This window comes from Paenibacillus sp. JJ-223 (assembly GCF_927798175.1).
Classification (GTDB): Bacteria; Bacillota; Bacilli; order Paenibacillales; family Paenibacillaceae; genus Paenibacillus; species Paenibacillus hubeiensis.
The window spans coordinates 345,473-357,616 of sequence record NZ_CAKMMP010000001.1; the positions used below are offsets into that span (position 1 = coordinate 345,473).

Annotated in this window: 14 protein-coding genes; 8 read left to right on the plus strand and 6 right to left on the minus strand. The window is 44.2% G+C overall.

Annotated elements, in window-relative coordinates:
- Positions 1-116 precede the first annotated feature (116 nt).
- Positions 117-677 carry an XRE family transcriptional regulator gene (locus L6H98_RS01410; protein ID WP_236412350.1) on the minus strand — a complete coding sequence of 187 codons (561 nt, stop codon included), beginning with the start codon at positions 675-677 and terminating at the stop codon, positions 117-119.
- Positions 678-771: 94 nt separating this feature from the next.
- The gene (locus L6H98_RS01415) at positions 772-1,404 is read right to left on the minus strand and encodes an FMN-dependent NADH-azoreductase (protein ID WP_236412352.1); all 633 of its coding nucleotides are present in this window, start codon (positions 1,402-1,404) and stop codon (positions 772-774) included.
- A gap of 132 nt (positions 1,405-1,536) precedes the next feature.
- On the opposite strand from L6H98_RS01415, the gene L6H98_RS01420 reads away from it, so the two are divergent.
- From L6H98_RS01420 to L6H98_RS01430, 3 genes are all read left to right on the plus strand, one after another.
- Entirely contained in the window at positions 1,537-1,896 is a 360-nt protein-coding gene (locus L6H98_RS01420; RefSeq protein WP_236412354.1) for a winged helix-turn-helix transcriptional regulator, read from the plus strand.
- 135 nt (positions 1,897-2,031) lie between these two features.
- Positions 2,032-2,460 carry a DUF1259 domain-containing protein gene (locus L6H98_RS01425; RefSeq protein ID WP_236412356.1) on the plus strand — a complete coding sequence of 143 codons (429 nt, stop codon included), beginning with the start codon at positions 2,032-2,034 and terminating at the stop codon, positions 2,458-2,460.
- Between the two features lie 106 nt (positions 2,461-2,566).
- Positions 2,567-4,195 carry a GMC family oxidoreductase gene (locus tag L6H98_RS01430; protein ID WP_236412359.1) on the plus strand — a complete coding sequence of 543 codons (1,629 nt, stop codon included), beginning with the start codon at positions 2,567-2,569 and terminating at the stop codon, positions 4,193-4,195.
- A 208-nt stretch (positions 4,196-4,403) separates the two neighbouring features.
- Here the strand turns inward: L6H98_RS01430 and L6H98_RS01435 are convergent, their stop codons facing one another.
- Positions 4,404-5,285: a LysR family transcriptional regulator gene (locus L6H98_RS01435; protein WP_236412361.1), complete on the minus strand. Its 882-nt coding sequence runs from the start codon at positions 5,283-5,285 to the stop codon at positions 4,404-4,406.
- A 130-nt stretch (positions 5,286-5,415) separates the two neighbouring features.
- Between L6H98_RS01435 and L6H98_RS01440 the strand changes: the two genes are divergently transcribed.
- A complete protein-coding gene (locus L6H98_RS01440) occupies positions 5,416-6,492 on the plus strand; it encodes a nitronate monooxygenase (protein WP_236412362.1) in 1,077 nt (358 codons plus the stop codon).
- A 262-nt stretch (positions 6,493-6,754) separates the two neighbouring features.
- On the plus strand, positions 6,755-7,102 hold the full coding sequence (locus L6H98_RS01445; protein WP_236412363.1) for a hypothetical protein: 348 nt from the start codon (positions 6,755-6,757) through the stop codon (positions 7,100-7,102).
- Positions 7,103-7,212: 110 nt separating this feature from the next.
- On the opposite strand, the gene L6H98_RS01450 is transcribed toward L6H98_RS01445, so the two are convergent.
- The gene (locus L6H98_RS01450) at positions 7,213-7,392 is read right to left on the minus strand and encodes an H-type small acid-soluble spore protein (RefSeq protein ID WP_236412364.1); all 180 of its coding nucleotides are present in this window, start codon (positions 7,390-7,392) and stop codon (positions 7,213-7,215) included.
- A gap of 11 nt (positions 7,393-7,403) precedes the next feature.
- Entirely contained in the window at positions 7,404-7,574 is a 171-nt protein-coding gene (locus L6H98_RS01455; protein WP_236412365.1) for a hypothetical protein, read from the minus strand.
- A gap of 244 nt (positions 7,575-7,818) precedes the next feature.
- Between L6H98_RS01455 and L6H98_RS01460 the strand changes: the two genes are divergently transcribed.
- Both L6H98_RS01460 and L6H98_RS01465 read left to right on the plus strand, forming a co-directional pair.
- Positions 7,819-8,508: a glycosyltransferase gene (locus tag L6H98_RS01460; RefSeq protein ID WP_236412933.1), complete on the plus strand. Its 690-nt coding sequence runs from the start codon at positions 7,819-7,821 to the stop codon at positions 8,506-8,508.
- 274 nt (positions 8,509-8,782) lie between these two features.
- Positions 8,783-9,553 carry a glycosyltransferase gene (locus L6H98_RS01465; RefSeq protein WP_236412366.1) on the plus strand — a complete coding sequence of 257 codons (771 nt, stop codon included), beginning with the start codon at positions 8,783-8,785 and terminating at the stop codon, positions 9,551-9,553.
- A 78-nt stretch (positions 9,554-9,631) separates the two neighbouring features.
- On the opposite strand, the gene L6H98_RS01470 is transcribed toward L6H98_RS01465, so the two are convergent.
- Positions 9,632-10,201 carry a DUF4062 domain-containing protein gene (locus L6H98_RS01470; protein ID WP_236412367.1) on the minus strand — a complete coding sequence of 190 codons (570 nt, stop codon included), beginning with the start codon at positions 10,199-10,201 and terminating at the stop codon, positions 9,632-9,634.
- Positions 10,202-10,602: 401 nt separating this feature from the next.
- On the opposite strand from L6H98_RS01470, the gene L6H98_RS01475 reads away from it, so the two are divergent.
- Positions 10,603-11,901, plus strand: coding sequence for an NCS2 family permease (locus tag L6H98_RS01475; protein WP_236412368.1), 1,299 nt, complete (start codon positions 10,603-10,605; stop codon positions 11,899-11,901).
- Positions 11,902-12,144: the final 243 nt, after the last annotated feature.

A 12,144-nucleotide genomic window follows, 5' to 3' on the forward strand; every position in this document is an offset into this window, starting at 1 on the left:
ATTATTTTTTACAATAAACAAATTTAAATATATTTAAAATAATCAAAACAAAAAAAAGAACTCCACATTCCGTTACGGAAGTGTGAGTTCTATTTAGTAAGTCATATTTTCGAATTTTATGGACCATACTTTAGGGAGATATGGAGCACGGTTTCGTTATCCGTAGGGTTTGTATAAGCGTGAGGACGATCCGCTCGAAAACTGATCGTATCATATTGATTCAATGTGTAAGTCTCTCCATTGACTTGAATTTCAATGCAGCCCGTCATGACTGTTGCAATTTCAGTTGTATTTACATGATGGCCTTCAGGGTGATACGAGCTGTGTGGCTGTAAGTAAGCCCGACACATTTCAGTATCGTTACTTTTAAAAACGGGTTCAATCATCCAATTTTTCTGGTCATTCGAAAACCGCAAACCCTCGCCTGCTCGATACAAACTAACGGGGTCTTCTGATTTAAACAAAGCCATTAGCGGTAAAGATATACCCTTTGAAATTTTCCATAAAATCGCCAAGGTTGGATTTGTTTCGCCACGTTCGATATTCCCGAGAGTAAGTTTGCTTACGCCTGTTATTTCCGCTAAGTCGTCTAAGCTCATGCCTTTTTCTTTTCTGTACCTTTTCAAGGCACCGCCGATTTGCAACACAAGTTGTTTGGATTCGTCAACTTCATCCATTGGATATTCACCTCAACAAAAAACAGCTACAGCTAGTATATCGTTTATCTAAATTCTTTTCCATAGGTGAGATATGATGAAGCCACAACTGCGATTAGAAACGTTTGGCGACTTCCTTAGCATGTGCAATTGCTTTTTCCTTAATCGCTGGAGCTTGTTCGGATGATGCCGTTCCTTCCACAAAAATGGCTTCAATCGATTGAATCCCGTAGAAATGCAGAACCTTTTTTAGATAACTGTATCCCATTTCAATCGGAGCAAGGGGACCTTCCGAATAAACGGAACCGCTAGCTTGAATGTGTAAGGCTTTCTTGCCGGACAACAAACCTACAGGACCATTTTCGGTATATTTGAACGTTTTGCCCGGAATGGAAGTCGCATCCGTATAGGCTTTCAAAACCGGCGGGATCGAGAAATTCCACATCGGTGAAACATACACGTACTTATCGACAGCCACGAATTGATCAATAATGGCTTCATGACGGGCTACTTTTGATTTCTCTTCATCAGACAGTTGATCGAAAGACGAACCCGACCGGATCTTTCCCCACCCCCGTAAAACATCGGCATCGATTGGCGGAATATCCTCTTGGTACAGATCGAGATGAATAATTTCATCGGTTGGATTTGCCTCACGATAAGCTTCTATAAATTTTTCCCCTACCGCGAGACTAAAAGATGACTGGGAATCCAGGGGATGGGCGGTGATGTAAAGTACAGCTGCCATAAATAAAAACTTCCCTTCTGTAATTAAAATAAATACACTTTCTGGATTAATCATATCGTATATATTTTAATTGTGAAGTACGCACAAATATGTGCTATAGTATTAAAAAAGGTACTGCAAAGGAGGCAAGGCATGCCAAAGAACCCCGGGCATTGCCAATTCGTTGTGGCGCTGGATTCGATTGTCGGCAAATGGAAGCCGATGATTCTTTATCATTTACTTCAAGGCAAACCTCTGAGGTTTAATGAGCTAAGAAGATTGCTGCCTGATATCACTCAAAGGATGCTTACGCTCCATCTGCGCGAATTGGAAGAGGAAGAGATCGTGAAACGTGTCGTTTATCCACAAATCCCGCCGAAAGTGGAGTACTCCATCACGGAATACGGCATGAGTCTGTCTCCGATTTTGGAAACCTTGCATCAATGGGGAGCGGCCCATATTGAGCGCAAGCAGCTCAACAAGGCGAAAAATGAACAAACCGAAACGGACTAGCGTTCGACATTACGCTAGTCCGTTTTCATTCGCCGCTTTATAAAAATGGTCCTATTATACAGGCTAGCAGCCTTCACCATATCTTTCATCTCTCCATAGTATGTTGGTATATTACGAGATGGGAGGAATGAACAGATGGCAGTTAGTCCGCTTTGTAGACAATTCGCTTCTATTTTGAAGGCAACACCGCAGGTGATTAACGGTGTTTGTACAGCTTCTACGGTCAGAAATAACATCAAACCTACGATTTTAGGCAAAAAAACCAGATCGTTTCTAGCCATCCCTCAGGCATTTTCCTTTGAGAACATTGGCCGTAACGGGAGAGCATTATGCCTTGGCGAAACTGTCATTTTGACCGCGGAAATCAATCCATTTATTTCCCGGCTGCGCAGCCATGGCATCAAGGTCACTGCGCTTCATAACCACTGGTTATTTACCAACCCTAACCTGTGGTATATCCACTTCGAAAAGAACGAGAAACCGCTAACTTTCGCGAGAGACGTGCGTGATGCACTTAACGTCTTGACAACAAAAACAGTTCGGCCTGTTATTATCAAGAAATAACCGAACAGGGGTCCGCCAAAGGCGGGCCTTTTTTTATTCCGCTCAGGAACAAAGGACAGGAAAAGGTAATATCCTGACATTAGCCTATATGCAGAGGAGAGCTTTGATGGATAGGAAATGGACATTCGATTATATTGTCGTAGGAACAGGTCCTGCCGGCGCAGTCATTGCAAAAATACTCAGTGATGATAAACAAACCTCAGTTCTTGTCCTTGAGGCCGGAGAAAACAACGATAAGGATAAGCCAATCCGGGATTCTACTTTTGCTCTTGAGCTGGAGGAACAATTTTTCCCGCAATACTTCTGGCAGGGGGAAGGGATTCCGCAAGAGGGGGTGGATGACCGATCATTTGAATGGACCACAGGACGCCTCTTAGGCGGAGGATCTTCGATTAACGGGGAGCAATATGTACGCCCGACACCAGATGTTTTTAGGGAATGGGAGAAGCTGCTTGGACCGCTGTGGTCACCAAGACGGGCTACGCGCCGGTTTAAGAAATTGGAAAAGTATAACGGAGAAACCGATAATCCAAGCGCACGGGGATACCACGGACGGCTGGATATCAGGCAGGCACCAGTACACCCCACATCGATGGCCGAGAAGCTTACCGCAGCCATTGAACAGGCTACAGGCTTCCCGGAGATCCTGGATTATAATGACCCGAAAACACCCCTTGGTCCGTTTACAAGATGGCAATTGTATCAAGATCCGAGCGGTCGAAGGGAAAGTTCTTCGAAGGCGTTTCTCTCCTTGGATATTATGACCCCTTCCGGTCGCGGTGTAAAAGGCAGGAAACTAAGAGTGTTCTTTAAATCAACGGCGCTGCGCGTGCTTTTTGATCAAAAACGCGCTGCAGGCGTGGAATTTCTGAAAGAAGGGAAACGCGTTCGGGCTTACGCACGAAAAAAAGTGATTATTTCGGGCGGCATCAATAGCGCTCAGCTGCTCATGCTATCCGGAATCGGACCTGCCCCATTGTTGAAAAAAGCAGGTATCCCTGTTATTTTTAACAATCCTAATGTAGGCCAGAGGCTGAGAAACCATACGCTCAACACGGCCGTGTTCACAACGAATCCCAACGATAACGCCCTGCCTGCTAATGATCCGAATGCCCTTTATACAGGGGGAGCCTTTTTGCCCGCCCCGATGGAGCCGAGCGGAAATCGGCGGGCAGTACAGCTGATTGGCATCGGTTCCGACCGCCATTTAACGCTTGCACTCCTGTACTTGCGCCCTAAGAGCCGCGGTTTCATTAAAATCCAGAACAATGATCCGCTTAAAATCGTGCTTGCGGATGAAGGATTTCTTGCCAATCCCGATGACATGGAAGCCGTTAAAAATATTTACAGAATATATGTTAAAAATATCGCTGCCAAGCTCACATCCATCGACCCGGCGTACCGGCTTATTTCGCCAACTACCGATATCATTGACGATGACTCCAAGTTGGAAGATTTTATAAAAGAGAATTTTGACCATAACCATCACCAGCAGGGTTCGCTTCGCATGGCTCCTTTACATAGGGGAGGGGTTGTTGATCGGAGGGGAAACGTGCATGGGGTGAAGGATTTGATCGTTGCAGATGCTTCAATCATTCCATTTACGGTGGACGGCAATGTTTCAGCCCCTGCATTCCTTATCGGGTATACCATTGCTCGCCAGCTGCAGTTACAGGATAAGAAGCCTCAAAAACGTCAGGGAAAAAGACAGCCATTCGAGAACGAGGAAGAATAGGTTCGTAATCCGATCAGAACGAGTCAAAAAGCCCTGGATTTGGATTCAAATGCTCCCCCTTAGAACGGACATGGGATACCCCTTTGGTTATTCCGATGAATTCTAAGGGGGATATTTTATGGCGATTAAAGGACAGAAATAATGCCCGGAAATCGGGTTATATTGCAGCTGTACTTTCTTATGCCTGTGCTTACATACGTAGATACCTTTAGATTAGGCTTATGGAGAGATTATTCCTCACTTCGTCTAAAAAAGCCGATAGTGCTGGTGTAATTAAGGTGTCTTTGCGCTTAACAAACAGAGTCGTTACAGAGGAATACTCAGTCGGCAGCCGGTGACTGATTACCTTTCCTCGCTCCTCATAATCAGCAATGATCGAGTAAGGGAGTAACGTAATGCCCAGCCCCGCATGAACACAAGCAAGAATCGTTTCAAGCGTACCGAATTCCATTAATTTTACCGGCAATAATCCTTCTTCTTGGAAAAGAGAATTAAGCCTGGCACGATATGAACATCCTTTAGGAAACACCAGCATCGTATGATTCTGCAAATCATGGATGGAATCAACCAAAGGGTGTTCGGGGGAAGTTACCAGTACGAGTGTCTCTTCAAAAACGTTCTCTTGACATAAATCAGGATGCTGGATCGGACCAGAAACAAATGCGCCATGCAGTTCATAATGGAGAACGGCATGAAGCAGTTTTTCGGTGGGCCCGGTCATGAGAGAGAAATCGACATGAGGATACTTTAAATGATATTTAGCAAAGACGGCAGGCAGCCGAACGGCTGCCGTCGTTTCCATCGAGCCGATGGACAGAGGGCCCGTAGGAATGGACGCATTCCCGACCGCTGCCCTGGCTTCATCCATCATATTTAATATCTTTTCGGTGTACGATACTAAAACTTCTCCGGAAGGAGTAAGGGTAATTCCTTTTTTATGGCGATAAAACAACGTCGTCTGAAGCTCAGCTTCCAATTGCTGAATCTTGTTTGTCACATTGGATTGCGCATAGTTTAATCTTTTGGCGGTCTTGGAAATGCTGCCTTCACGAGCTGCTTGAACAAAAATCTCCAATAAATGAATGTCCATAAGTGAAATCTCTCCCTGAAACTGAAGTATCTGAAAACGAGATATATAAGATCATGTTTTCGAATTATACATGATGGATAAAGTCGGTGTAAACTAATGTGAAGATATTCATAATGAGGAGGGAGCAACGATGGCCATACAACTATATAGCAAATTTTGTGAACTTTTCGATATTCGTTATCCCATTGTACTTGCAGGCATGGCTGGAATTGCGAACATGGTTCCGCTCGTATCCGCAGTTTCTAATGCAGGGGGTCTCGGAACCTTGGGCGCTGCTTACATGACACCCGAAGAAATAAGGGATGCGATACAAGCCATCAGGAAGCTGACTCAAGCTCCTTTTGCTGTTAACATTTTTGCTAACGTTGGACCGGATCATTATCAAAATTTTAATGCCGTTAATGAAAAACTGAATGCGATCCGTGACTCATTAGGAATATTACAACCTGATCAAAATGGAATTCATACACCAGATCGATTTGATGAACAATTTCGCGTGTTGTTAGAGGAAAACGTTCCGATTATTAGTACAACCTTCGGTTTATTATCGGATGATCACATGCAGCAAGCGAAATCATTAGGTATAAAAATCATGAATAAAGTAACAACTGTAGACGAAGCGATCCAGGCTGAACAACGAGGATGCGACGTTATCGTTGCTCAAGGCAGTGAAGCCGGAGGACATCGCGGGACATTTGATACGTCATCCAGACCATCTGGAGCCAACATCGGAACGATGGCGCTTGTCCCGCAGATTGTTGATCAGGTGAAAGTTCCCGTTCTTGCGGCTGGCGGAATTATGGATGGCAGGGGGCTGGTAGCTTCGCTTGCTTTAGGTGCGCAAGGGGTACAAATGGGGACAAGATTTTTAATCTCAGCGGAGTCGGGTGCACACCCGGTTTATAAACAGGCACTGCTTGAAAGTACGGAGGAAAGCACCGTGATCACCAATGCATTTTCGGGACGGCCGGCAAGGGGAATACGCAATACGTTTATCCAACATTGGGAAACAAGCGATATTAAGCCTCTTCCTTTTCCTACACAAAATACATTAACACGAGAAATCAGAAATGCTTCTGCCCGTCAGAACAACCGGGAATATATGGCGCTTTGGGCGGGACAAGGCACGAGAATGCTTACAGCGGATCAAGCCGCAGGCGATATTGTGAACCAGATCGTGGAAGATGCCAAAAAAATCTTGATCTAACGCATTTTTAGACAAGAATCACTATACCTAAAAGGAGCAGATTATATTGCCTCTTATTCGTTTTGATTTAATTGAAGGCAGAGATCGGGAGAGTATCAAGCGTTTATTGGATGTCTCCCATATAGAATAGAGGAGGCTCGGTATGAAGCTGTGATTATGATAAGATTTCTTCCATGGACTCATTTTACAAAAATAAGCATCTTCTGCTATTTTCCTTACTATATAATATAGTAAAATCACACTCGGAAGGAGGAGGGTACCTTTGCCATATGCCGTCAGTTTTATTATAGCCGTACTGCTCACATCGCTATCTTATTTTTTGGGCAGCCGTATACTTACCAATGGAATTGCAATGTGGCAGGCCATCGTGATCGGCGCATCCGTAGTTTCACTCGGTGCTATCGCTGAGGCGCTTGGATTACCTATTTGGCTGATTGTTCTTATACCGTTTCCGGTTGGGATGTTGTTGTTATTTCTATTTTTACATCAGCCGCTATACATCTGGTTTATTACATATTTGATTATTCTTGCTATATATACATTAATTCACGTCATCGGAAGTTACTTTTTTGAGTTTCATTCTTTGATTCCTGCTTGGAAATTATCTTAAGGTAGAACTTATACGAGTTAACCGGAGCTTAAATGCTCCGGTTTTTTTGCAGGTCAAAAGGGATATGGCTGCATGGTAAAGATGAAGAGTGTTCCAAAACCCGCCTTATTCTACGGATGTTCAACCAGACTGGATAAAGGAACGGTCATTTCCTGCTCCGAGTTGCCGATCGGATAGATCCGAGCGGTATCATCCTCATTGACATGCTGGATGAAAACAGGCGCATCCTGATAAGTTACATGTTTCATAATGCCTGACTCACAAATTTCAATCGCTCTTTGTTTGTTCATGGGAATTCTCCTTATTCTGAAGGCTCATTCGATGGATCAATATGACGATGGGCGGCTCTTTTTATTTCTTGGTCGAGTTTGGATGGTCCTTGAATTTCTGCGGCAGCCTCCATCTGATCGTTCAACTGCTGTTCGATCTGTCCGATTCCGTGCGCTTCCTGTTGTTGTTTGCTCTTGGCCAAAACGTTCCCTCCATGTCATGATAAGATCTTTATTTCCTCTGCATCACTACATTGCTCCAAAGCGTAGGACCTTATGCAATAGTTTTTCGTTCAATCGCCAAGATCGGTTCAAGTGCCCGTTACGTCTTGCTCCGTTTTTCATACTTTATAGAGTCGGCAGTATTGAATAAAGAGATCAAGACCGTAATTCGTTGAGACAGGAATTGGGTTGCGGGATTTAGGGATTTTATGAGGAGGCGGTATGGTGACAAGAAAAGTCGTGATCGAGATTAATTTCAACAACTATGGTTTTGACCCGGAGCGTCTAACGAGGGAATGGCTGGTGCGGAGAATGGGCATTTTTCGCAAGTTTACGCTGAACAGCCTTAAGGCACAGACGAATCAGGATTTCCTGGCCGTCGTGAAGCTCTCGAAGGAATCGGGAGAGTTGATGCAGGAAATTTTGGCAGAGCAGGAACCGTTGCCGGCCAATATCCGTTTCGGTACGCATATCGAGAGCGTTCGCGCCATACTCGCCTTTGCGGAAGGATATGAAGACATTTACATTGCCAGACTGGATTCGGATGACCTTTATCACAGAACGTTTGTTCAGCAGCTTTATAACGTGCAGCCAAAGCCAGAGACGATGGCGCTAATTAATCAGAACGGGTATCTCTGGAACAGCGTCAACAATGAGATGGCACCGACGTTTCATCGTTCACCGCAGTTCTATGTGTATCTGTATAAAACGGAGCAGTACGCCTCAGGATACCGCGTCAAGTTACCGGGGAGAGGCACCCATGGGAATGTCATCGATTTGCCGCATGAGCTGCTGCCTCCACGCAATTATATCAATGTCATTCATTCCAGCAATACTTCAGTAAAAAAGGTTCCGCTTAAAGACCGGCTGAGTGAAGATCAGATCGAACAAGTATTACGGGAATTCATGGGCTGAACAGAGGCGTTCTTGATCGATGAGAAAGCTGATGTTATTGACGTTACCACGAAGAGAGATCGGATATCCGCACTCTCTCTTCTTTTCCCGGTTTTATAGAGGTGGAATCCAGATTCTGCGGTCGTTTGAATCGATGCATCAAAGCAATTGTCCGTTGCTGTTTTACCGAACATACATATACTAAGCGTAGACTGACCACCGGATTTCCCTTTCAATAAGAGGAGTTGAAAAAATCCGGGGTAACATCCTTGAACATCAAAGGAGGGCTATGTGCGTGTCTAAAGAAAAAAAGCTTGTCGTAGAAATGCTCTTTAATAACTGGGGAGCGACAGCGGATCGACTGACCAAGGGATGGATCGAATACAGAATAGATTTATTCATGAAATATGCACTTCAGAGCCTGCTTCTTCAATCTTCTCAGGATTTTACCTGCTACTTGCTGTATGATCCGAACTCAGAGAAGCTTATACAAGAAACACTAAAAAAGTATCCTCCCTTGCCTTCCAATATCCGTTTCGTCACACCTAAAGATTACCAAGCTCATGTCATCCAAGATATTAGAGAGTTCAGGTATTTGTACCGCGTCTATCTGTCCAGTGACGATATGTATCACAAAGATTTTATCAAAAAGCTGCATGACTATACACCCCGAAAAGACACGGTTGCCCTGATCCCACAATACGGTTACATCTACGATTCGGTACAACATCGACTGGGGAAATTTTTTTTCTGGCTTCCCAGCTACGGTGCAACCCTGATCCGTGTGGACGAATATTTGAGAGGACAAGCGGCCCGTACTTCCTGGCGCGATGCGTTTAAGGTGCCCAGGGAGTTCATTAATATCAAAGAACCCATCTGGATCAATCATATTCATGGACAGAATACAGGAACCACTTTTGACAATGTGTTGACCTGGAAAATAGCCAATGTTCATGATGCTTGTTCGTTGGACCCTTGGGATAACGGTAAGCAGCCTCGAGCTTTTTTCGGTCCTGAAATTACAGAGCCCAATGAGATCGAACGGATACTGAAAAACTTTTTTTAAAGGTGTCTTTCCAATAGTCATTAAAGGAAAAGATAAAGGGAAGACGGAAGAAAGGGGCCGGTTGTGCAAGCCCCTCTTTCATTTCTTTTTCTCCAATTCTGCTTTTAATCTTGCATTCTCCTCCAACAGCTTTTGAACGTCCGGGATATCCTTGCCGGATACCCAGCCATATAAATCGTCTCTAGCTGCATATTTCGGCAATTGATCGCGAAGCACCATTTTAATGTGCCGTAGATCTTCAACATAATAGATCGGGATTTGTTCCATGACGAATTGTTTGAACTCTTGAAACTGCTGATAATATTCAATGGCTGAGAAGTCGTATGGCTTATGTCTTAATGCTTCATCCGTGACAACAAAGGCAAATCGAGGTTTACCCGCTTCTCCCGCATACTCGTATTCCCACTGCGTATAACTCTTGGTTTCATCATCAGGAAGCGTTAAGCCATAGAATCCGCCGAGAATCAGAATATATACATCGGACTCGTCGATCCATCTTTGCCTGATTTTCATTGGACTTTCCTTGAAAAATTGCTCTATGCCAGCAGGGATATGACCAGCTTGAAGTACGGCTTCGACAGCGGTATGCCTTTCCTCAATCAGATCGTAGTAAGTAGACGATATGTAAATCTGTAATTTTTTTCTCATAGGTCCCACCCAAATGTAAGAATCGGTATCCTATAGAATCTATCACTCACTCTCTTTATTTGTCAAAATGGACTTTGGTACGAGAAAAATCAAAATATCTTCGAGCCTGAAGGCAGTCAAGAGTCTAAAAAAACGAATAAATACGATATGTAATATCGATATCGTTCGTAAATAACTGTGAACAATCGGTTAATTCGTTGACAATGAGTGTTACGTTTATTAAAATACGAAATGGACATCAGGTTGAAACAGATATAAGTATCCTTATTTAAGTTAGAAGCTTGCTGTTAAATCCTAATGACGAATATAGGAGCGGGAATTTAACAATCCTATACGCAGATTAGGATTTTTTTGTTTTTATCTAACGTAGCATAATATGAAGGTTGGAGGCTGGCTTGACCATGGACAATTGGTTCAAACTCAAAGAAAGAGGCACGAGCGTTTCAACAGAAATCATCGCAGGGATCACGACATTTTTCACCATGGTATACATAGTGATCGTAAACCCTGGCATACTCAGCAGCACGGGGATGGAATTTAACGGAGTATTCATTGCAACGGTACTTGCGAGCATTGTGGCGACTCTGATAATGGGGATATGGTCCAACTATCCGATCGTCTTAGCGCCGGGTATGGGTCTCAACGCTTTCTTTGCTTACAGTGTAGTCGCCGGATATGGCGTGTCTTGGCAGGTTGCATTGGGAGCGGTATTTATAGCAGGGCTTTTGTTTGTTGTTTTATCGCTTACTTCATTCCGTTACATGCTGCTGGATGCCATTCCTGCGAGCCTTAAGCATGCGATCACAGCAGGGATCGGACTGTTTATTACGACGGTAGGCTTGCAAAATGCCGGAATTATCGCCGATTCGGAATCGAATCTGATTACCCTCGGGAACTTGGCAGAGCCAATGACTTACCTGACGATTATCGGATTGATTATCACGGTTGTGCTGATGGCTTACAATGTCAAGGGTTATCTGTTCATCGGTATGGTGATTACCGCGATCCTTGCCTGGATGATGGGACTATTTCAAATGCCGGAATCGATGGTATCCATGCCCGAAGGCCTTACGGCGACGGCTTTCCAACTGGACCTGGCAGGCGTATTCTCTAACGGCTTGTATACGATCATCTTTACCTTCTTGTTAATCACGCTGTTTGATACAACGGGAACGATGCTCGGCGTGGCTGAACAAGCCGGATTGCTTAAGGATGGTAAATTTCCGCGCTCGCGCGGCGCGCTCTTGGCGGATGCCGTAGGGACGACCACCGGCGCTTTGCTCGGTACCAGCCCGACATCGGCTTATATCGAGTCCAGCACAGGGGTGGCTGCCGGAGGAAGAACGGGACTGACGGCGGTAACGGTAAGTGTACTGCTTGCGCTTACGTTGTTCTTTACACCTATCGTAAGTGTCATATCCGGCATCCCTGCGATCACTTCTCCGGCATTGATTATTGTCGGGTACTTTATGATCAGCGTTATCAGCAAAATCAATTGGAAGGATCTCGAAGAAGCTTTTCCTGCCTTCCTGATTATCATCCTTACCCCGTTGACACACAGTATTGCGACAGGCATTGGCGTAGGATTTATCTTCTATCCTGTGCTTAAGCTGCTTCGTGGAAGAGGCAAGGATGTTCATCCTATATTTTACATTTTTGCGGTATTGTTCTTTATCCAGCTTGTATTCCTGGATCACTAAGAAATGGTCGAATAAAAAGGAGAACTGCTAGTTTACAGGCGGTTCTCCTTTTTTATTTCAATATGCTGGAAAAACATGATAAAGAACGAACAGTTCTTGAAAAAACCGAATAGTCGTAATACAATGATTTTAATATCCGTTTCTGTACTCATCCGTTTAGGATAGTTGCTGTTATCCACACACGTATTTGGTTTTATAGTTACAGTTGGAATCACCATTTCTAGTTGAACGAAGGAGGAGAAC

What these genes read in the sequence shown, in the direction of transcription:
- L6H98_RS01410 (WP_236412350.1), bottom strand. Translation starts at nt 677, where the DNA reads ATGGATGAAGTTGACGAATCCAAACAACTTGTGTTGCAAATCGGCGGT.
- L6H98_RS01415 (WP_236412352.1), bottom strand. Translation starts at nt 1,404, where the DNA reads ATGGCAGCTGTACTTTACATCACCGCCCATCCCCTGGATTCCCAGTCA.
- L6H98_RS01420 (WP_236412354.1), top strand. Translation starts at nt 1,537, where the DNA reads ATGCCAAAGAACCCCGGGCATTGCCAATTCGTTGTGGCGCTGGATTCG.
- L6H98_RS01425 (WP_236412356.1), top strand. Translation starts at nt 2,032, where the DNA reads ATGGCAGTTAGTCCGCTTTGTAGACAATTCGCTTCTATTTTGAAGGCA.
- L6H98_RS01430 (WP_236412359.1), top strand. Translation starts at nt 2,567, where the DNA reads ATGGATAGGAAATGGACATTCGATTATATTGTCGTAGGAACAGGTCCT.
- L6H98_RS01435 (WP_236412361.1), bottom strand. Translation starts at nt 5,285, where the DNA reads ATGGACATTCATTTATTGGAGATTTTTGTTCAAGCAGCTCGTGAAGGC.
- L6H98_RS01440 (WP_236412362.1), top strand. Translation starts at nt 5,416, where the DNA reads ATGGCCATACAACTATATAGCAAATTTTGTGAACTTTTCGATATTCGT.
- L6H98_RS01450 (WP_236412364.1), bottom strand. Translation starts at nt 7,392, where the DNA reads ATGAACAAACAAAGAGCGATTGAAATTTGTGAGTCAGGCATTATGAAA.
- L6H98_RS01470 (WP_236412367.1), bottom strand. Translation starts at nt 10,201, where the DNA reads ATGAGAAAAAAATTACAGATTTACATATCGTCTACTTACTACGATCTG.
- L6H98_RS01475 (WP_236412368.1), top strand. Translation starts at nt 10,603, where the DNA reads ATGGACAATTGGTTCAAACTCAAAGAAAGAGGCACGAGCGTTTCAACA.